The organism is Lacticaseibacillus salsurivasis (genome assembly GCF_036246225.1).
GTDB classification, from domain to species: domain Bacteria; phylum Bacillota; class Bacilli; order Lactobacillales; family Lactobacillaceae; genus Lacticaseibacillus; species Lacticaseibacillus salsurivasis.
In genome coordinates this window covers 1-19,109 of sequence record NZ_BTTP01000007.1, presented here as the reverse complement: position 1 = coordinate 19,109, position 19,109 = coordinate 1, and the positions used below count along the sequence as shown (strand labels likewise).

Annotated in this window: 20 protein-coding genes; 5 read left to right on the top strand and 15 right to left on the bottom strand. The window is 52.1% G+C overall.

Going from position 1 to position 19,109, the window contains the following annotated elements:
- Nucleotides 1–274 precede the first annotated feature (274 nt).
- The 9 genes from AAA927_RS06710 to AAA927_RS06670 form a co-directional block, all read right to left on the bottom strand.
- Nucleotides 275–910, bottom strand: a complete 636-nt coding sequence (locus tag AAA927_RS06710) for a histidine phosphatase family protein (RefSeq protein WP_338216884.1) — start codon at nt 908–910, stop codon at nt 275–277.
- Nucleotides 911–1,009: 99 nt separating this feature from the next.
- Nucleotides 1,010–2,008 carry a sugar kinase gene (locus AAA927_RS06705; protein WP_338216883.1) on the bottom strand — a complete coding sequence of 333 codons (999 nt, stop codon included), beginning with the start codon at nt 2,006–2,008 and terminating at the stop codon, nt 1,010–1,012.
- Nucleotides 2,009–2,019: 11 nt separating this feature from the next.
- Nucleotides 2,020–2,763, bottom strand: coding sequence for a 2-dehydro-3-deoxy-phosphogluconate aldolase (gene dagF, locus AAA927_RS06700; RefSeq protein ID WP_125580092.1), 744 nt, complete (start codon nt 2,761–2,763; stop codon nt 2,020–2,022).
- Complete coding sequence (locus tag AAA927_RS06695; RefSeq protein ID WP_338216880.1) at nt 2,763–3,872, bottom strand: DgaE family pyridoxal phosphate-dependent ammonia lyase; 1,110 nt, start codon at nt 3,870–3,872, stop codon at nt 2,763–2,765. The genes dagF and AAA927_RS06695 overlap by 1 nt, the downstream gene beginning before the upstream one ends.
- A gap of 2 nt (nt 3,873–3,874) precedes the next feature.
- Nucleotides 3,875–4,984: an amidohydrolase/deacetylase family metallohydrolase gene (locus tag AAA927_RS06690; RefSeq protein WP_125580096.1), complete on the bottom strand. Its 1,110-nt coding sequence runs from the start codon at nt 4,982–4,984 to the stop codon at nt 3,875–3,877.
- A gap of 1 nt (nt 4,985) precedes the next feature.
- Nucleotides 4,986–6,077, bottom strand: a complete 1,092-nt coding sequence (locus tag AAA927_RS06685) for a DUF871 domain-containing protein (protein WP_338216996.1) — start codon at nt 6,075–6,077, stop codon at nt 4,986–4,988.
- Complete coding sequence (locus AAA927_RS06680) at nt 6,077–6,346, bottom strand: hypothetical protein (RefSeq protein ID WP_338216877.1); 270 nt, start codon at nt 6,344–6,346, stop codon at nt 6,077–6,079. The genes AAA927_RS06685 and AAA927_RS06680 overlap by 1 nt, the downstream gene beginning before the upstream one ends.
- 46 nt (nt 6,347–6,392) lie before the next feature.
- A complete protein-coding gene (locus tag AAA927_RS06675) occupies nt 6,393–7,718 on the bottom strand; it encodes a PTS sugar transporter subunit IIC (RefSeq protein ID WP_338216875.1) in 1,326 nt (441 codons plus the stop codon).
- 49 nt (nt 7,719–7,767) lie between these two features.
- Nucleotides 7,768–8,466, bottom strand: a complete 699-nt coding sequence (locus AAA927_RS06670; RefSeq protein ID WP_338216873.1) for a GntR family transcriptional regulator — start codon at nt 8,464–8,466, stop codon at nt 7,768–7,770.
- Between the two features lie 295 nt (nt 8,467–8,761).
- Between AAA927_RS06670 and AAA927_RS06665 the strand changes: the two genes are divergently transcribed.
- Nucleotides 8,762–8,929 carry a hypothetical protein gene (locus AAA927_RS06665; RefSeq protein ID WP_338216871.1) on the top strand — a complete coding sequence of 56 codons (168 nt, stop codon included), beginning with the start codon at nt 8,762–8,764 and terminating at the stop codon, nt 8,927–8,929.
- Between the two features lie 26 nt (nt 8,930–8,955).
- On the top strand, nt 8,956–10,149 hold the full coding sequence (locus tag AAA927_RS06660; protein WP_338216869.1) for a GNAT family N-acetyltransferase: 1,194 nt from the start codon (nt 8,956–8,958) through the stop codon (nt 10,147–10,149).
- A 61-nt stretch (nt 10,150–10,210) separates the two neighbouring features.
- On the opposite strand, the gene AAA927_RS06655 is transcribed toward AAA927_RS06660, so the two are convergent.
- Together AAA927_RS06655 and efp are read right to left on the bottom strand one after the other, a co-directional pair.
- A complete protein-coding gene (locus tag AAA927_RS06655; RefSeq protein WP_338216868.1) occupies nt 10,211–11,551 on the bottom strand; it encodes a polysaccharide deacetylase family protein in 1,341 nt (446 codons plus the stop codon).
- Between the two features lie 172 nt (nt 11,552–11,723).
- Nucleotides 11,724–12,281, bottom strand: a complete 558-nt coding sequence (efp, locus tag AAA927_RS06650) for an elongation factor P (protein ID WP_125580112.1) — start codon at nt 12,279–12,281, stop codon at nt 11,724–11,726.
- A gap of 236 nt (nt 12,282–12,517) precedes the next feature.
- Between efp and AAA927_RS06645 the strand changes: the two genes are divergently transcribed.
- Complete coding sequence (locus AAA927_RS06645) at nt 12,518–13,132, top strand: DUF805 domain-containing protein (protein ID WP_338216866.1); 615 nt, start codon at nt 12,518–12,520, stop codon at nt 13,130–13,132.
- Between the two features lie 122 nt (nt 13,133–13,254).
- Here AAA927_RS06645 and AAA927_RS06640 read toward each other — a convergent pair whose 3' ends face one another.
- On the bottom strand, nt 13,255–13,947 hold the full coding sequence (locus tag AAA927_RS06640; protein ID WP_125580116.1) for a 2,3-diphosphoglycerate-dependent phosphoglycerate mutase: 693 nt from the start codon (nt 13,945–13,947) through the stop codon (nt 13,255–13,257).
- Nucleotides 13,948–14,134: 187 nt separating this feature from the next.
- On the opposite strand from AAA927_RS06640, the gene AAA927_RS06635 reads away from it, so the two are divergent.
- Entirely contained in the window at nt 14,135–14,341 is a 207-nt protein-coding gene (locus AAA927_RS06635) for a hypothetical protein (RefSeq protein ID WP_125580118.1), read from the top strand.
- A 61-nt stretch (nt 14,342–14,402) separates the two neighbouring features.
- Here the strand turns inward: AAA927_RS06635 and AAA927_RS06630 are convergent, their stop codons facing one another.
- Both AAA927_RS06630 and AAA927_RS06625 read right to left on the bottom strand, forming a co-directional pair.
- Nucleotides 14,403–15,458 carry an AI-2E family transporter gene (locus AAA927_RS06630; protein WP_338216862.1) on the bottom strand — a complete coding sequence of 352 codons (1,056 nt, stop codon included), beginning with the start codon at nt 15,456–15,458 and terminating at the stop codon, nt 14,403–14,405.
- A gap of 77 nt (nt 15,459–15,535) precedes the next feature.
- Nucleotides 15,536–16,231: a class A sortase gene (locus AAA927_RS06625; RefSeq protein WP_338216859.1), complete on the bottom strand. Its 696-nt coding sequence runs from the start codon at nt 16,229–16,231 to the stop codon at nt 15,536–15,538.
- A 493-nt stretch (nt 16,232–16,724) separates the two neighbouring features.
- Here AAA927_RS06625 and AAA927_RS06620 point away from each other — a divergent pair, with 493 nt between their 5' ends.
- Complete coding sequence (locus tag AAA927_RS06620) at nt 16,725–18,095, top strand: MFS transporter (protein ID WP_338216857.1); 1,371 nt, start codon at nt 16,725–16,727, stop codon at nt 18,093–18,095.
- A gap of 37 nt (nt 18,096–18,132) precedes the next feature.
- Here AAA927_RS06620 and sfsA read toward each other — a convergent pair whose 3' ends face one another.
- Nucleotides 18,133–18,855, bottom strand: a complete 723-nt coding sequence (gene sfsA, locus AAA927_RS06615; RefSeq protein ID WP_435891513.1) for a DNA/RNA nuclease SfsA — start codon at nt 18,853–18,855, stop codon at nt 18,133–18,135.
- Nucleotides 18,856–19,109: the final 254 nt, after the last annotated feature.

Below are 19,109 nucleotides of genomic sequence, written 5' to 3'. Positions count from 1 at the left end.
ATCTTCTTTCCGGAAAGAAAAAGCCACATGGAAGAGTCTTCTCATCCATGTGGCGGTTAATGTCATCAAAATACGACGCCTATCATGGATGCAAACCTGCTGCGCGGTTTGCACCCTAGAAGCGCAAGCCGCTATCCGTAATAGCCGTAATAATACGAGCGATTAAGTTGTGTTGGATTAAGTTCTGTCATGATCAACACTCCTTCGCGCCAGTTCAACTGGCATGTGTAGACCTTACGATAATTAGAAAATGGTGTCAAGGCTTATCGTAAAATTATTTTTCTGCCTGCGGTGCGCGGTCGCGATAAATCAGCTCAAAATGCTTGCCGTCGCTAGTGTTGAGCTTGGTCACTGTCGTGTTTTGTAAAATCGGTAACGACCGCAGCAAAGCCAGCGGGCGGCCCAGCAGCGCATTGACCAGCACCTGAAAGACCAGGCCATGTGCCACCACCAGAATTTTGCCGCTGGGGTGCGCGGCCGCCGCTGTGGTGATGACGGGCACGACCCGCCGTTCCACTTCGGCATAGCGCTCGGCGCCAATCACTGAGGCATAATCGGCGTCAAACTCCAGCGGGCGATGAAAGTAGATCTCCCGGCCTAAACCATCCTCAATTTGGTCTGGGCGTTTACCATCCCAGGCCCCGAGGCGCATTTCCCACAAGCCATTTGCCGCCTGTAGCGGCGTATGCGGGTCAGCATTAGCTGCCACGATCATTTGCGCCGTGGTCAGCGCCCGCGGTAGTGGCGAGCTTAACACTTGGACAAAACGATGCTGAGCGAGCGCCTGTCCGACCCTTTCCGCCCCAGCACGGCCTTTCGCGGTCAGCGGTGAATCCACTAGCCCGCCGTTAATTTCGCCACGCTGGTTGATTTCAGTTTCGCCGTGCCGCACCAGATAAAATTCAGTCATTGTCTTGCCTCCGTGACGATTATACCAAACCTACTGCGGCGCATGACACGCAAAAAAGGCGATCACGCCACTTGACGTGATCGCCTTTGAACAAAGCTGCTATCGAATCAAGCCCCCAGTGACGCCGCCGCTGGCAATAAAGGCATTCACTTGCGTCAAGGTGGCTAAAGGACTGTCGCCAATTTGAGCATGCGCCAAGGCGGTGTTAGCCACGGCAAAGGTCAAACTGCGATCCACCGACCACTGCTGTGTCATGCCATAGATAATCCCGGCGGCATAAGCATCCCCGCCGCCGATACGATCCAGAATCATCAGCTCCTGCGGCTCGGACCAGTGCAAACCCGCTTCATCGCAGACAAAGCCTTGGATGAAGTCGCGGCCGTCTTTTTGCAGCCGCTTGGTGCCTGCGAACATGCGCAAATCATAGTCAGCCAAGAACTGCTTGAATAACGGCTCATCCGTCGTATCCCGCGGATAGCCCATGAGGTCGGTTAAATCGCGCCGACTGCCAAACACCACCTGGCTGGACTTCAGCATCCGCTGATAATACTGGCGCATTTGTTCGTGCGTATTGTGCTGGTTCAGCGCCACCCGGTAATTGAAGTCAAAGCATACGGTCGTCTTTTGCTTGGCCGCAGCTTCAGCAAAAGCAAACGCCGCTTCACGAGTGCCTTCCGTCAGGCTCAAGGAGATGCCGCAAATATGCAGCACATCCACGTCCTTCAGCGCCGCCGTCACAGGATAATCCGCCACGGTGCTGGTGCCAAATGCACTCGCCAACCGGTTTTGATAAGTGACGCTTTCCGGCCGGTTACCATAGCCGAGCTCAACAAAGAAACTGCCGAGATGATCGCCACGCTGCTGGACGAAGCGGTCACCCACCCCGATGCGGCGCAGCGCGCCTTGCGCGGTGTCGCCTAACCGGTTCGCTGGCACTGCCGAAATCAGTCGCGTGTCCTGCCCAAAATGCGCCAAACTGGCGAGAATATTGACGCCGGTGCCGGTAAAACTCATTTGCAGCTGATCGGTTTGTTCCAAAAGCAAGTGGTCAGGCACCGTCAGCCGCAGCATCACTTCACCAAACGCTGCGATGGTCATGATCAGGCCTCCTAGTCGACGAGCCGCTTGACAATGGCCAACAGCGCCGCCACGTCTTCCGGCTTGGTGTCGCCGGTGGCCTTGTCGATGATCGAGGAGTAAACATGCGGAATCACGCGTTTCACGCCGGCATCCAAAGCAATCTGCAGAATCTCCTCAAAGTTGGCCAAGTCGATGCCGCCGGTTGGCTCCAAGTCGAAGTCGTGCTCGGCGCAAGCTTTCGCCACGGCGCGAAATTCCGCTTCGTGGGCCAAGCCCTTCATTGGGAAGTACTTGATTGAAGTGCCGCCCATGTCTTTCAGCAAGGCAATGGCGGTTTCAATCGGCACTTCTGCCGCTGGCGCCTGACTGCTTAACGGCCCAGTGGCGATGTTCACCGTGCCGACATGGCCAGTCGGTGAAACCAAGCCATTGATGACGGTGTCGTGCTGGCCCAACAAGGCGCGGCTCGTCCCTACCCCAGTGAAAACTTGGTTGACATGCTGCGGCGCAATCGCGGCACTAACACGGCTCACCATTTGACTTTGATTGGGATCGCCGGCGCCAAGCCCGACCGAAACGGCATTGTTAATCGCCGCTTGATACAACTTCATGTCGGCAATGGCGGCTTCATCCGTCGGGTAGTTCTTTGTCAGTACTCCCAGCACTACATGCCCTTCAGCGGCGTCATAGCACGCTTTGGCATTGTCAACCGAGTTAGCCAGGACGTTTAACGCTACGCGGCCCTGGTAGTAGTTAGGTTTCAAGTCAGTCATTATTTTGCCTCCATGATGGTCTTCAACCGGGCCACAATTTGGTCCATTTCATCGTAATCAACTGCGCGAATATCGAATTCGATGATGCCTTCATTGGCCCGATATTCCCGGGTGTAAATCGCCGGATTGCCGGCCTTCAGCGCTGCTGTGACCTGCTTGGCGGTCAGTGGGGCGTCAGGCTTGACGGTGACGCTGGCGCGGTAGATTTCGCGGCCGGCCCCGTCTTGTTGCTGTTTCGCCGCCAGCCCTGGCACTTCATTCAACGCCGTCAAAAATGGCGCCAGCCGCGCTTTCATGTGAGCGCCGGCTTCGGGGCCATTCGTCAGATACTGTTCGATGGCGGCGGTTAACCCTAAAATGTTGTCCTTGCCGATCTTCATTGCCCGGCCGATACCGCTACTTTGCAGCTCGATCCAGTCGATGTATTGCTTCTTACCAAAGACCAGGCCAGAAGCTGGGCCTTCCAGCGCCTTGGCGCCACTGAAGACCACCAAATCAACGCCCATTTTGACGTATTTGATCAAGTCTTCTTCCGCCGCCGCATCTAAAATCAGGGGCAAATTGTGGGCATGGGCCACCTTAAGGGCTTCTTCCACGGTCAGCATGCTCTTTTGCACGGTGTGATGGGACTTCACATACAGCACCGCCACGGTTTGGTCAGTGATCATCATTTCAATGTGTTCCGGCGTGCACATGTTGGCATAGCCGGCTTCGACTAATTGTCCGCCGCCAAGGCCGATCATGACTTCTTCTGGGGCACCATAGTCGACATTGTGGCCCTTAGGCATGATCACTTCCCGCTTGGTAAAGCGTGGGTCGTTGTAATGATAAGCGTGATACTGACTGCCGCGACCAATCAAAGCAGCCACGGCCAAGGCTAACCCCGCCGAGGCGGAATTAACGATAATCGCCCCTTCTGCGCCCAGCAGCTTCGCAATGTGAGCGCCAGTTTTCTCAGTGAGGTCCTTCATTTCAAAGAAGTGCGTGCCGCCGAATTGCTGGGCATCCAGCACCTGCTGAGACACTTTCGAGACGCCAAGGATGGTCATTTTCCCACTGGCGTTGATCACTTGTTTCAGCCCATATTGGGCATAAACATCTTCACTCATGATTAGTCCTCCAATTCGTAAACCTGGCCGGCGACAATCGTGGTGGTTGGTACCACCAACGTATCCGTGTCGCGGGTGTTGTGATTCGAATCCGTCAAAGTCTTGTGCCCTTTGCGGACTTGGAAAATGGTGACGTCGGCATCTTTACCCACCGCTAATGCACCTTTTTGTTCCAGGTGGAAGTTCTTAGCCGGCGCTTTGGTCACCATGTCAATCAGGCTCGGCAGATCATAGCCAAGCAGCAGCATTTTCTCGATGCAGGTGGCTAAATCAATGACGGGACCATTTTCGCGGTTGGTGTGGTAAATATCACTGCTCAGGGAATACGGATCCAGCCCCGCCGCATGCGCCAGTTCCATGGTGTGGAAGTTAAAACTATCCGTCCCATGACCCACATCAAAAATCACGCCGCGGTGGTAGGCATCCCACACGAAGTCTTCAATCTTGCCATCTTGGTCGATGATGCCGTTGGGTTTGCCGTTGTAGGCATGGGTCAAAATATCGCCTTTTTGCAGCAAGGCCAGCACATCTTTGAGTTCAGGCGGATTGGCGCCCACATGCACCATCAGCGGCATGTCGCCCATTTCGTGCTGAATGCGTTTGCCAGCAATCAATGGTTTAACATCATTATCAATGACCACCGAGTGGCTTTCCCGGACCTTCAGCCCGACGATGAAGTCTGGGTACTTCTTCAAAGCCTCCAGCACCAAGTCGTCTTGAATGCGGCTCATATCGCCCAGTTCATCCTGAGCCAAGATCCCTGTTTTGGACACGTTGATCATCGCGTAGACGTTGGTTTTCTTGTTGCGGGTGATGTCATAAAAGTCGCCAATGTTGTCGGCGCCAGTTGAACCCGCGTCGATCACGGTCGTCACCCCAGTCGGCACGCCATCCAAATCGGGATCATCATAATACAGCGTCAACTTCTGATAGCAGTGGGTGTGATCATCGATCCAGCCCGCTGATACATAGCTCTCGCCATGCAAGTCAATCGTCTTAGCGGCCTCTAGGTTTAACTGCGGGCCAACCGCGGAAATCTTCCCTGCGGTAATCCCGACTTCGATGGGTTCCCCAGCCGCAGTGCGACCATTTTTGATGTAGATGTCTGTCATGCTACTTACGCTCCTCAAACTTGAATTTTGTCCACGGCCCCACGAAATCTAACAAAGGCAGCTCAGCTTGACTGATATGGCCAATCAGATTTTTGCGGGAATCCGTGTGTGGTTCAAGCACCACTTGTAATTCATTTTTATATTTACCAAAATCATCGTTACCAACCACCACATCACCACGCTCAAACCGCTGCGTATTGTCATGCGGGTCATTGGCCTCAGCGGCAAACTGCTTGCGCACTTCGGTCGAGCGCACCACCCTCTCAGTAATATCACCCCGGCGAACGTGCTGACAATCAAAAGCAATTGTGCGTTCAACGGGATTGCTCGTTGGCAGCAGTTCCAGGTTAAAGGTGAGCTGGTAGCGATCCAACGCGCCTAATGCCGCGAGTTCTTCATCGCTGGCATAAGCGTTGCCGATAATCACATCATCAATCACCCCGGTGGCAAACAGGTGCTTCGCCTGCACCGTAATCGGCAGATGGCGATGGGCCTCCAAGGTCGGCAGGCCGTCGTTCACTGACCATGGTCCAATGGTGGCCACTTGCGAGCTGATAAAGGCGGCGGTGCGCAGATTGTTGCGCTTAAACCGGTTGGTGCAGGCCATGAAGAAATCCTCCGGCAAGCCGGTACCTTCTTGCGGGTAAAAGTTGTGGCAGCCATACAGGAAAGGCTTATTCGCCTGGTAACTCAAGATATTGTCTAGGTAGGCGACGTCATTGCTCATGTTGAGCTCAATGATCAGATGCTGGGGGTTATAGGTCATCAAGGCTTCTTTTTGACCATCGAAGCCCTGATCGAGACGCAAGCCATCAGCACCCAGATCGGCAAAGAAGGACAGGTCATCATAGGACACGTTTAACGCAGAAAAAATATTCGGCGCCACATCCAAAATGACTTCATACCCTAGCTCCTTTGCGAGCTGGATGGTTGACCGATAGCGAGCAACCACCTTGTCCTTATCCTGTTTGATTTCCAACATACTAACGAATAACCGAGAAAAGCCCAGTTTGGCGGCCCGACGCAAATATTTTTCATCTTGCTCTGCCTGACTGTGATCGGGGTAAACTGAAAGTCCTAATCGCCGTGGCATCATACGCGTTGCCCCCGTTCCATTCTGTCGAAAATCTCGCGGTACTTATCCGCAATGATTGACCCCATGTACATGGAGGTCAATGCCGGCAGAATCATTGGCATGTGGATTAAAACCCCTACCACAATGCTTAGGAGAATCGCGGCGATTCCAGCAAGCGTTGTCCGCGTTGCCCGCCCTTCTTGTAGCCAAGCTGGATACTTCTTTTTTGCAACTAAAATCTGGCACAAAATGAAGAATCCGCCGAGAAAAATCATATAGCTATACATCATTTGCCTCCTCGTGGGAAAAGCCCGGTTAGTTGATTGCTTGACGCTATGCCTTTTCGGGTTCAGAAACCGTCTGTTGGGCTGCCAAGTCATCAGCTTCCTTTTGAAGTTGCTGTTTTTCGAAAACCTTGAAGAATGGATAGTAGATCAGTAAATCGATAATAAAGTTAAGAATCGAGAGCACTGCCGCTGTCCATGCCCAGTTGGTACTCATCAGTGCCGCAATTGGTCCAGGGATAGTAAACGGTAGTCGGGCCATCATCATCGGTACGATACCACTAATCGTGGCAAAATATGAGAGCGTCCCTGTCACCAGTGGGGCAACGATGAATGGAATCCCTAGCAATGGGTTCATGACGATTGGTGCCCCGAAAACAATTGGTTCGTTAATGTTGAACAACCCAGGTAGGAAGGCTAGTCGTCCAAGTTCCTTGAGATACTTCGACTTGGAGAACATGAACAAGCAAACCAGAGCCAAAGTGCCACCAGCACCGCCAATCCAAACAAACCACTGCAGGAACTGTTCAGTGAAAATTGTTGAGAGGTGGTGTACATTGGCGCCAGCCTGGAATTCTGTCATGTTCTGGGCAATAGACATTTCCCAGAAAGGACGAATGACTGGGTCCATGATGGCAGCCCCGTGAATCCCCATGGTCCAGAAACCGGTAATGAGGAAAATGGTCAAAAGCCCACCAAGTAGAGAATTTCCGGCGAGAACGCCTTTAAGTGGCATCAGAATTGTGCTCAGGAAGGTTGCGATGTTAAACCCAATCACGTGACGCAGCACCCAGAAAAGAATCAGAATCACAGCGGCAGGAATCAACCCAATGAAGGAATTGGAAACTTCCGGTGGCACCCCTTCAGGCATTTTGATCGTGATGTTCCGATTTTTTAAAAAGCGGAAAATTTCAACACTCAATAGTGCTGTGACGATGGAAGCAAACAGGGAGGACGCACTCAGGCTGGCAATACTCATGTACCTGCCGGCATCAATCACGCCTTTGACCGGTTCAAGCACCCGGACCGGTTGTACGGTTGCCACCAGGAAAGCCATCGTGGCTAAAATCCCGTTCGTCAAAGCATCGAGCTTGTAGCTTGACGCCAGCGCGGACGCAATCCCAAACGTTGCATACAGTGACAAAATTCCGACCGTAAACCGGAATGGAATATCTAAAATTGACTGGTACGGTGCAAGAAAATTAGCAATCACCGGGATTGGCATGTTTTCCAAAATCGTGAAGAAAGAGCCCACAATGGTTAGGGGCAAGGTCGCGATAATCCCTTTACGAATGGCTGTCATATGACGCTGAGAGCCAATTTTGTTCGCAAAGGGCAGCACTTTTGCATTAAGCATATTTACAAAACTGTCCATCTCAATCTCTCCTTAAGCATAACGTTATAATCTTTCTGATGAAATAAAATTAAACCTCAAAATTAATTTGATACGGTTCAAGGGCGGTGAGGTATACCGCCTTAGAGTATTCAACCAAATGATTCTGACGGTCAAACGACTTTCTGACGCGCTGAATCGCTAGTTGCTGGTCACTGTCAAGCAACGACTGCTGCAGCGGCGTTAACGCCACTGCCTCAAAAGAATCTTTAAACGTATCCACCTCAGCCCCCAAGTCGCGAAGCAACCGATAAAGGGACTTGGTGTCTAGGGCCTTGAAGGCCTCAGCCTGATCAGTAAACAAAAGATAATGTGTAAATAAGATATAAGGCTGTCCATCTAACGAATACACCCGCCGAACGCGAGTCACCCGGTGGCGAATCTCCTCATGTTCAAATGGCAAATCCGTCGCATCCATAGTGGTGATATCGATAATCCGCTTGGTGACGTCCTTTCCCTCTTTACCTAAAATCGAGGTGAAAGAATCCGCTTTGGACAACTTGTTAAATAAATTATTGCTAATAACGCGAGTCCCAATCCCGCTACGCTTTTCCAAGTACCCCTCTTCAACGAGTAGTTCTTCAGCCTTGCGCACGGTTATTTTACTCACCTGATATTGTTCAACGAGTTCATTCTCAGTGGGCACGAGTGAGCCAACCGGATAGCGATCAGAAAGGATATCCTTTTTCATGGCAGCTGCCACATCCTGATATAAAATGCCGCTTCGCATACGTACCCTCCTACATAAAGATTTCGATACTTAATTTAGCATAATTGGTATCTCGTTTGAATACCTCACGCACAGTCTGCCTGGTGGCTCAGTTCACTCACCACTGCTGATAACTGCGAGGCAACTAATCCCCCCTTTTTTCCTCGGGATCAATGTTCAACGCCGGCGTTAAACATCATAATGTTATGATACATCCGTCACTTTTGTTTCGCAACCGTTTGCAAGCAGAAACTTTGGTCTCCCGCTAATCACTCACTAGAGGTGAAAACCTGATGGTCACCAAAAACTCCGGGCCTTGAAGCTGTCAGAAAAACTGCTACACTTGCGGTGGACTTTGCGGCTCGAGGCCACCATCTTGAACGTGGTCAACATCTTGATTGCCATCGCGATTTACTATCCATTCTTCAAGATTTTCGAACGCGAACAACTCACCATTGAAGCCAAGGCTGACACTGAAGCGTAGCCGGCAAATAGAAAGGACCTGATTTTTTGGGTGTTGACGTTAAACTGGACCCGATCAAAGACGAAGCTCGTTTTTACCATCTGACGCTATATGCGTTTAACCGCCAAGATACACCGCAGCGGCAGGCCTTTTTCGGCCAGCTTTACCGTCACAGCCTCGCTTACGGGGCCATTGAGGATGGCGAATTGAGTTCAGGTTTTCTCGCCATTCCCTTTGAGACCCAATTCCATCAAGACCGTATCCCGATGCGCGGCATCAGTTATGTTTCCAGTTATCCTGAAGATTCAGGTCATGGTAATATCACGAAACTGATGCACCGGTTCTTCGAAGATTGTCAAACTGATCAGGTCCCGCTGGCTTACCTCGCCCCGTTCTCCTTTCCTTTTTATCGCCGGTTTGGATTCGAGCAGGTTTTTGACCGCGTCCACTACCACGTTCAAACTCGTGATGTGGGCAAGCTGCCCATCCCTGCTTTCGCTAAAACCCCCGACGTCAGCATCAAACGAGAATCTTTTGCCCAGGCTGGCCCTAGCATCGCCGCATTCCACGAGGCCCATCCCTTTAACCAAGGCGGCGGCACAATTCGCAGCGCCTGGTGGCAAGACTATCTGACCTTGAAACACGCCACTTGGGAAGTGGCGACCTGTCTGGTGTCAGGCCAGCTGGAGGGCTATGTCATCTACAGTCGCGATGGCAACCAGCAACTCAGCATCCAAGAATTCTTCTGGACCAGCAAAACCGCGTACTGGCAGTTGCTTAATTTCATCGCGCGCCATAAAGGAACCTATGCTGCTTTCGATTACATCTCTGGTGACCCACGGCCGCGCATTGATGCCTTCTCGGATCCGCATGTGAAGAAGTCCATGACGGCCACCAACGAAGCTTACATGATGGCGCGCATTGTCGATTTGCCAATGTTCTTCAAGTACTACCATGTACCAGCCGATTGGGACTTCAAGCTAACTTTGACGGTCACGGATGACTTCCTGCCGGTTAATAACCACACCTGGCAACTCACTTGGCAAAATGGCACTATCGCCTGCCAGCCCACTGATGACGCTGCAGAACTCACCATCGATATCCGTGAGTTGACGCAGATCTTACTGGGTTACCGGCGAGCAGAAGACTTGATGCAACTGAACTTAAACACCGAACAAGCTGCCGCACTCAACCAGCTCGTCCAACCCGACTTAGTGCCCATGCTCTGGGATTACTTCTAAACTGAATCAAGACACAAACGCGGCCTGCCGGAAACCTCCGACAGGCCGCATTTTGCTACGCTCAGATTAGGCGTTGATCGCCTAAACTGAAATACTGATGGCTCGGCAAAAGCTGCTGTCCAAGCAGCTCGCTGACCGTTTTGAACTGATAACCTTGCTGCTTCAGGTCGCTAATCACCGTTGGCAACGCCGCCACCGTGGCCGGCTGAATGTCATGCATCAAAATGATGCTACCAGAGCGGGCCGCCGCTTTGATGCGGGCAATAATCATCTCCCGATTGCGCGACTTCCAGTCTTGCGAGTCAATGTTCCACTGAATGGCTGGCAGCTCGATTTGCGCCGCATTGGCCTTGGAAATTGCCCCGTATGGCGGCCGCAAAAACGGCGGCAGGCGGTCAAAGGCGGCATAGTAGGTCGCAATGTTTTTGCCATAAGTTTCATCCAGCGCTGCTGCCGGCGACAGTCCTGGCAAATAAGGATGGTTATAAGTATGGGTGCCGACCTCGTTGCCCTCGTCAGCGACTTGCCGGGCCAGCTGCGGATCATGGGCGATGCCAGTGCCAACCATGAAAAAGGTCGCTTTCGCTTGGTGCTGGCGCAAAATCTGCAAGACTTGCGGCGTGGTGCGCGGATCTGGCCCATCATCAAAGGTCAACGCAATCACCTTGCCAGTGGCAGGCTGGTTCTGACTGTCTTTGAGATATGGCTTGACTGCGGCCAACGGTAAGGTCACTTCGGTCTTGCCAGCGGCATCTTGAATTGTCAGATCATGATCACTGATCACGAAATTCGTGGCGGTCAGCTTGCTTAACAGCGGCCGGCTCAACACAGCGGCTAGTGCCGGCGCTGACAGCTTCTTGCCGCTGACCAAAGCCTGCTTGGCGGCGTAGTTGATGGCCCGGCGTGCTTCATCTGTGGTCACCAAAGCCGCCACTGTTGCCCGCTTGCCGGCAGCATCGAGGGTGTGCGGTGCCTCTTGAGTGACCTTGCGGTGCATTTTGGTGCCTTGGGTGTACAACTGTTCCAGGCTAGTGTCCATCGTGGTGAGGCCTAAAGGCGCGGCGGTCAACGCCACCGTCGCCACCACTGCCTTATCGCTGGCGTGCTTCGGCATCGCTTCCAGCTTGCTTTTGACGGTTGCGCGCAGTGATGCTGGCACCTGATGGCCTTTAGGCAACACAAAAATGGCCTGGCCGCCGGCAATTTTCTCCTTGGTTTGGGTGCCATGGGCATGGGCCAGCACCTGCGTGAGGTGTGCCTTAGTTTCTGCCTGTGCCTGCTTGACCGGCGCTTCTTTGGTGTGATACCGCCAGCCAATAATGGCGGCGATGACCAGCAGGGCCAGCAAAGCGCCCCAGAGCCATCCTCGCGCCTGCCGATGCTGATAACGTTGCTGTCTCATCCCCGAACTCCTCACTTTCGCATTCTGCCTTTAGTATACGGGGTCTTCACGGCTAGGTCATAATAGTTCTATTAGAATTTTTTGAAAAAATCTCATAAACCAGCAAACCCACTTTTTCTGTGCTTGGTGGAAATAAAAAACGCCAAGCGATGACTCGCCTGACGTCCGTGTATTACGCCCGCTTGACGTAAGTGCCCATTTGGGTGTTGATCACCAATTTTTCGCCGGCCTGAATGAAGTCAGGCACGTTGACGACGACGCCAGTTTCCATGGTGGCTGGCTTGCCGCCATTAGTCACCGAGCCGCCTTTGATTGAAGGCTGGGTTTCAGTCACGGTCAGCTCAACCGTGGTCGGCAGGGTCACACCAATCACTTCACTGCCGTAAAATTCGATGCTGACTTCCATGTTCTCCAGCAAATATTTCATTTCGCTTTCGATGCTAGCTACTGGTAATTCATATTGCTCATAAGTGGCCATGTCCATGAAGTAAGCCATGTCATCTTGGGTGTAGAGGTATTGGGCTGGCTTATCTTCCATCACCGCCAGCTCAATTTTTTCACTTGGCCGGTAGGTCGTTTGAACCGTGGACCCGCTGCGAATATCGTAAAGCTTCAGTTGCATCAAGGTGTTGCCCTTGCCTGGCTTATGGTGATTGCTTTCGATCACTTTGATCAGCTTGCCGTCCTTAACAAAAGTCATCCCTGCACGTAAATCAACTGCTTGTACCATGAATTAATCTCCTTTATTTGCGAATGCGACGCCATCAAATGCGCTGCCACGGGGGCGGTAATGCCCGCCGCACTAAAAATAAATTAATCATAGAAACTCCTTATCGATCAGATGAATTGATCGTCTCGCTTCCTAGTATAGCATAGGTTTTCCCTGCGAAAATCAGGAATGTTTTTCGCATTTATTTAGCTGATATGGTTTAATAAAGGCAATAATAGGGCAAGGAGTTGGGCAACATGGCATTAAAATCACAGGCAGATGAACAAGAAGCAGCCGACAACCGCTATTACCGGGCCACCGGCTTCACCGCACTCAAGGCGTTTTTCGGCAATTTTGCACATTTTCGTGGGCGCTCATCGCGCAGTGAGTATTGGTGGATTCAACTATTCGGGGTGCTAGCCGGGGTCATTGCGTTTTTCGCAATCTTCGCGGCCTTGCTTGGGACGATGGCCACAGCGGCCTCTTACACGCAAAAAGACATGCTGGCCGCCCTCGGTCACGCCGGTCCCGCCTTTATCCTTGGCGGGCTCCTGCTAATCGTGATTTTACTCATCCTAGTGTTGCCGGCCTTGGCGCTGGTCATTCGCCGCTATCGAGACGCCGGCTTGCCTTGGTGGGTGTACCTCATTCAGGTGCTGGTGTTCTGGGTGCTGCTGATCATTTACCCAGCGCAAACAAAAATCGGTGGGTACATCGAATGGGGCTTCAACATTTCGGTGATGCTGCTATGCCTGCTACCTTCCAAACCACTGCCCCATAATTCGGACAATGGTTTAGACGACCGCATTCAACCTGATGCGATGTTCGAATCCAAACATGACGATAACGATAAGCCTTATACAGAAGGCTAGTGATTAGAAAGAGGGTCCTCGCAAATGCGAGGACCCTCTTTGCTTTGTCGCTCAATTGAGGCTTCATGCCATTCGGCTACGCAGAATCAAAAACCCAACTGCCTTCGCAGTTGGGCCTGAGCTTACTTGCTCAGCTTGGTCTTGTCTTGCACTTCCAACTTGTCGTTGAAGGTGTAAACCACTGGTTCGCCAGTAGCCATTTCCAAGTTGATGATGTCTTCATCAGAAATGTTTTCGATGTACTTGGTCAAAGCGCGCAAGGAGTTACCATGGGCAGCCACGATAACGTTCTTGCCAGCCAACAGATCTGGCGCAATGTGATCTTCCCAGAAAGGAATAACCCGTTCCAAGGTGACCTTCAAGTTTTCACCACCAGGAACAATGCGAGGGTCGAGGTTAGCGTAACGACGATCCTGAGCAGCTGAGCCTTCGTCGTCAGCACTCAACAGTGGTGGCAACACGTCGTAGGAACGACGCCAAATGTGAACCTGTTCGTCGCCCCACTTTTTGGCTGCTTCAGCCTTGTTTTGGCCCTGCAAAGCGCCATAGTGACGTTCGTTCAGGCGCCAAGTCTTGGTTTCTGGAATCCAGAGTTGGTCGGATTCTTCCAATGCGTAGTGCAAAGTCTTGATCGCACGGGTCAAAACAGAGGTGTAAGCCTGGTCGAATTCAAGCCCAGCAGCCTTGATGCGGCGGCCCGCTTCCTTCGCTTCTTCAGTCCCCTTTTCGGAAAGGTCAACATCGACCCACCCGGTGAACTGGTTAGACAGGTTCCATTCACTTTGACCGTGACGGATAAGCACTAATTTTGCCATCTAGAGATTACCTCGCTTTTTATTTTTGCCAGCAAGCTGACTTTACAACGGTAAATTATAGCATAGTTTTCAGAAACTTTCGCGCAAAAACACGCTACGGTGCATGGCTCACTCAGCAACGGCCAAGTTTGCTTTTCTTCGCCGTCAGCCGTTGACTTCTGGTATAGTTTGAGCAGGAGGAATGCTCATGCGTAAATTTTGGCTCGCAGTAGTCGTCTTTTGGCTCCTTAGCATCGTGTATTTTATCGTGTACGTCAACGACCCGGCCCTGAGATTGGCCGTCGATCAAAGCAGCGCGCTTTCGATTATTCATGGCGTCATGGATATTCTGCTCATTGGCGGCGGTTTTGCCTTGATTGCGGGGTTGCTGCATAAAATTTTTCATCGTCAGTAAAAATGGACGCTCTGCCTAAAGCAGAAACGTCCATTTTTTTGTTCTGATTTGCCTCTAGGCTTTAGGCTTTAGGCTTGGATTGTGTCCGTTTTGGCAGTGGCAATTTTTCCTGCGGCAGTTTCTTAACCCCGAGAATGTCCAAGATAAAGGTGAAAATAGGAATGCCGACAATCAGCCCCCACGTGCCAAATAAGCGATCACCCACCATCAGCACCACGAAGGTGAAAAACACAGGCAGTTTGGTGCGGCTACTCATAAACTTAGGATTAAGCACATAGGTTTCCAGCAGGTGAATCACCACAATCATCACGACAATGGATAAGACGCCTTGCAGGCCGTTGACGGTGTAGGCAATGATCGACAGCGGCACCACCGAAATCATCGCCCCGGCGACGGGCACCAGCGACAGCAAGAACACCATAATGGCCAAACTAGGAATATTCGGCATTTTCAAGAAAATCAGCGTGACTGTCGTGATCAGTGTGTTGACCAAAGCGATGAACAACTGGGCTTCGATCACCACCCCGAAGGAATTGATGAACTTATCAGCAAAATACATCACATCACTGAAATACCAGCCAAAGGTCGAGTGGGTGAATTTGGTGCCAAACCGCTGCAATTCATCGATTTCCATGGAGAAAAAGAAACTCAAAATGAGTGATAACACCAAGGTGACGCCCATCGCGCCGATGCTGCCAGCGTAGGCTAACAGCGTAGCGAGCCAGTTTTTGAGTTGTTCATTCAAGTTCATCTGATTGAGCGCGTTCAGCAACCATTGCATGGCTTGGTTATCAGCGAAGGCCTTACTGTTGTAAAAACCCGTCACCGAATTGACCAAGGTCACGGTTTGCTCCACCACGGCCGGTACATAGTGGATCACCGCATAACCCATCGCCGCGAGAATGAGAATGTAAAGCGGCGCGACGACCAAGACTGCTGGTACGTGAATATGTTTGCGTAACGCCTTGATCAACCGCGTGACCAGAAAGGCAAAGATGAAAGTCAAAAGTACGGTGCTCATCACACTACGGGCAAGCCATAAAATCAGCACCAGGCTCAGCAGCACCGTGCCACGGCGCACTTTTTCATTCGCTAAGAATTGTTGATATCGAGTCATGTTCTCCTCCTCGGTGCGCGCTTATTATACCGCAAGCCTTGGCCAAAGAAAAAAGCCGGACGCCGCCGGCTGAATACTCAATTTGCTTTAAACACTTTAAGCTTGGCCTTGGTGGCCTTGTGCACGCTGACCAGTTCGCCGCGCACCATAATCCGGTCTGCCCGGGTTTTGGTCATCACTTCACAGGTGATCAGGGTAATGAGCTTTTGGCCTTTGACCGGATCGACCCACTGCACCTCATACTGGTCAATGTTGCGTTTATCCGTCACCTTATAACGATAAACCTTTGTCATATCGGTCAGATAGACACTGTCACCTTTTTTGACGTAACCCAGTGGGGAAAAGAGCACCCCTTTACTCGAGGTATCATGCCCAGCCAAGGCGTAATTGCCTTCGCCCATTTTCTGATCTGCCGTCATGGTCGCTGCACCCACCGACAAGTTATTGTTGGAGAGGCCCTTCATAATGGGCAAATACAGTGACACCTTGGGAATCGCAATCATCCCAATGGCATCTTTGGTGTTCATCGCGGCATTGCCCACGGCACCTAGATCAAGGTCATTCACGGCGCCAAAATCGTAGTTGGCCTTCTTATTGTTGTTTTTGGCCACTGACTTTTTGTTGACACCGTTGAGCGTGGAGCGGCTCATGTAATCGACAATGAACAACTTGATTTGTTCATTGAAGACCATCGCCAACCCCAAAAGAAGCCCTAGCGTGAGGAGCACTCGCCAAGCCCATTTCTTTGCGCGTGATGGTTGTTTTTTTGCCAAATCCAACACCCTTTCCGTACCTACTCGTTAGTTCAATTATACCGTGCCAATGAATTGAGTACAACCGAATGGCCCAGGCTGCGAAACCGGCCTCGCAACCGGTGTGCTACGGTGACTTCCGGGTAGACCAGCCTCCGCAGAAATGGGCTGGAACGTGGTGGCCAGCGCTTCGAGCCTCGCTGCGCGAGTCTTGAAGTCGCGGCTTGTTCTAAGCCAGCCAAGACCGCTGGCTAAGAACAATAACACCTTGAGCCCATTTCTGCTCCGGTTGGTCTGCCCTACAGTATTTGGTCACTGAAGTAACAAGGCCCTCCCTGTTCCATTCCGTTCAATTCTAGCTTCAGGTAACCTTTTGAGATTAATTCTGAATGGCAAAGATTGACCAACCAATCCGCCGACCATCGCTCCTCGTGCCCTTGCATCTCAGTTTAGTATGATTATAATTGAACCGTTGTTAGGGGAACCTAACTCCCTGACTGAAAGGAAGTCACTCATGGCTAAATCGGTTCAATCTGTTACACAACATTCGCAAGCAACCTTTATTGCGACCTTACTCACAGGCACTTTTGCCATGTCGATTTCCCAATCTTCGTTAAGTACCGCTTATCCAGCGTTTATGCGCAGCTTTAACTTAGGCGCTAGCACCGTGGCTTGGCTCACGACCGGGTTCATGCTGATGATGAGCTTGATGATTCCCGTTTCGCCTTGGCTCTTGAACAATGTGCCGTTTAAACGGCTCTTTCAGGCGGTCATTGTCATCTTCGCACTGGGTACGGCGTTGTGTATTTGGGCGCCTAGTTTTACCCTGCTCATGGTGGGCCGGCTCTTGGAGGCCATCGCCGTTGGCATCATTTTTCCCAGTTATCAAACCGTCCTCCTGACGATTACGCCGCGCGCCAGTCGCGGGCGTACAATGGGGATTGCCGGCCTGGTGATGGGCTCGGCGCTGGCAGTTGGACCCATCATTTCCGGCGTGCTGTTGACCTGGTTTCCGTGGCGGGCGCTCTTTACCTTATTTTTGATTGTCTCACTGTTGGTACTAGCCGCCGCCAGTTTCACCGTTCATGATGTCATGCCGCAACGGTTAACGCCACTGGACTGGCTTTCAGTCGGCCTAGCCGCTAGTTTCCCGGCTTTGCTCTATGTCCTTACCGAGGCAACGCACAGCGGCATGAGCGCGCTACTTTGGGTGATTTTGGTACTAGCAGTGGCCGCGGCGGTTTGGTTCATTCATCGGCAGCTGCACGCCGCCAAGCCGCTATTGCAGCTGCGCGTGTTTGCCACGCCGTTGTTCACGAAAGCCGTGTTAATGACCGGCATTTCTTACATTGCCTTGATTGTCACGACCATTGTGATGCCCCTTTACTTCCAACAAGTGCTGAAAGTGTCGCCTTTGATCTCTGGCCTCGCCTTGGTGCCGGCGGCGCTACTCCTCAGCGTGCTTAATCCACGGGCGGGACAGTTACTGGATCAAATTGGCCCGCGGCGGACGATTGTGATCGGCATGAGTCTCATTATCGTTGGCTTTTTGCTACTGGGTCTACTCGTGGGGCATATGCCACTGCCTGTCGCAATCTTCGGAGCGATGTTAACCGAAGCGGGCAACGCCTTCGTCATGATGCCAGCCACCACGGCCGGGGCGAACGCTTTGCCAAATGCTTTGATTTCGGACGGCACTGCTGCGGTCACGACTGTGCGCCAGTTGCTCGGCTCCAGCGGCGTGGCGATTGCGACCTTAATTCTTACCCAGGTTCAGCTGGCGACCGGGAGCGTGCTCACGGCGTTTACCACCACTTTCCTCACCTTTGCCGGCGTGGGCGTAGTTGGCCTGCTGCTCGGGCTGACCCTGCCTGATCATCGCTAAGCGAAAGGCCCGCACATTGCGGGCCTTTTGCTTGGCATCAGCTGAGCACTTCGTGAAACGGCAGGTTTTCATCAAAATGAATCCGCGCCCCGAGTTTGATTTGACCAGGCCCAGTGACACAGCGATAAGCTAGCACTTTGACCCCGGCCGCTTTGGCTGCGGTGACGGCAGGGGCTAGCTCTGGAAACCGCTCCTGATAAATCGTCATGCGGTTAATTTCGGGCATTTGCACGACGAACACCAAGTACGCACGGTAACCGGCTTGGGCCGCGTGGGTCAGCGTATGAACATGTTTCAAGCCGCGGGCAGTCGGCGCATCAGGAAAAGCGGCCAGGGTGCCATTGGCCAAAGTGACCCCTTTGACTTCGACAAACCAAGGTTGGCCATTTTGGGCCTGGCCGGCAAAATCCAAGCGGGAATCGCGGTATTTGGTTTCAGGATGCACGGCGTAAGGTAGCGGACACCCAGGCAACTTTAACTGACCGGCCATTAAGGCCCGCCGCACCACCCGGTTAGGCGCCAAGCTATCAATATTGATCCAGCGGCCGTCGCGGCGCACCGCCAAGATATCATAAGGGGTTTTCCGTTCTGAGTTGGCAGCGCGGCGAATGCTGATTGGCGTCCCGACTCGCAGCAGCTCCTTATTGCGCCCAGTATTGCTGAGATGGGCGTTCACCACTTGCTGGCCCAGTTGCACCGTCACGGTGAAGCGACTGATGCGGGCAATCACATGCCCGATTTGAATCAAATTTGCCATCATTTCTCCTCACGCAAAAACGAGGCAGCAAGCTGCGATAATCCCTTTGTGGTTGTCAGATGAAATATCATAATTCATCTGATAATCATGGAGGGATTTTTGTATGCCTAGAGCCAAGTACTCGGCAACGGAGAAACTTGCGTTGTTAGAAGAATTCTGGCGGTCCAATCTGGCCAGAGCCACCTTTGCACGACAACATCGAATTGGCAAAACCCCGTTCACTTCATGGCTTGCACGCTATGAACGTGATGGTATCG

Coding starts and splice junctions, on each gene's coding strand:
- AAA927_RS06710 (WP_338216884.1), bottom strand. CDS start 910: ATGACTGAATTTTATCTGGTGCGGCACGGCGAAACTGAAATCAACCAG.
- AAA927_RS06705 (WP_338216883.1), bottom strand. CDS start 2,008: ATGACCATCGCAGCGTTTGGTGAAGTGATGCTGCGGCTGACGGTGCCT.
- dagF (WP_125580092.1), bottom strand. CDS start 2,763: ATGACTGACTTGAAACCTAACTACTACCAGGGCCGCGTAGCGTTAAAC.
- AAA927_RS06695 (WP_338216880.1), bottom strand. CDS start 3,872: ATGAGTGAAGATGTTTATGCCCAATATGGGCTGAAACAAGTGATCAAC.
- AAA927_RS06690 (WP_125580096.1), bottom strand. CDS start 4,984: ATGACAGACATCTACATCAAAAATGGTCGCACTGCGGCTGGGGAACCC.
- AAA927_RS06685 (WP_338216996.1), bottom strand. CDS start 6,077: ATGCCACGGCGATTAGGACTTTCAGTTTACCCCGATCACAGTCAGGCA.
- AAA927_RS06680 (WP_338216877.1), bottom strand. CDS start 6,346: ATGTATAGCTATATGATTTTTCTCGGCGGATTCTTCATTTTGTGCCAG.
- AAA927_RS06675 (WP_338216875.1), bottom strand. CDS start 7,718: ATGGACAGTTTTGTAAATATGCTTAATGCAAAAGTGCTGCCCTTTGCG.
- AAA927_RS06670 (WP_338216873.1), bottom strand. CDS start 8,466: ATGCGAAGCGGCATTTTATATCAGGATGTGGCAGCTGCCATGAAAAAG.
- AAA927_RS06655 (WP_338216868.1), bottom strand. CDS start 11,551: ATGAGACAGCAACGTTATCAGCATCGGCAGGCGCGAGGATGGCTCTGG.
- efp (WP_125580112.1), bottom strand. CDS start 12,281: ATGGTACAAGCAGTTGATTTACGTGCAGGGATGACTTTTGTTAAGGAC.
- AAA927_RS06645 (WP_338216866.1), top strand. CDS start 12,518: ATGGCATTAAAATCACAGGCAGATGAACAAGAAGCAGCCGACAACCGC.
- AAA927_RS06640 (WP_125580116.1), bottom strand. CDS start 13,947: ATGGCAAAATTAGTGCTTATCCGTCACGGTCAAAGTGAATGGAACCTG.
- AAA927_RS06635 (WP_125580118.1), top strand. CDS start 14,135: ATGCGTAAATTTTGGCTCGCAGTAGTCGTCTTTTGGCTCCTTAGCATC.
- AAA927_RS06630 (WP_338216862.1), bottom strand. CDS start 15,458: ATGACTCGATATCAACAATTCTTAGCGAATGAAAAAGTGCGCCGTGGC.
- AAA927_RS06620 (WP_338216857.1), top strand. CDS start 16,725: ATGGCTAAATCGGTTCAATCTGTTACACAACATTCGCAAGCAACCTTT.
- sfsA (WP_435891513.1), bottom strand. CDS start 18,855: ATGATGGCAAATTTGATTCAAATCGGGCATGTGATTGCCCGCATCAGT.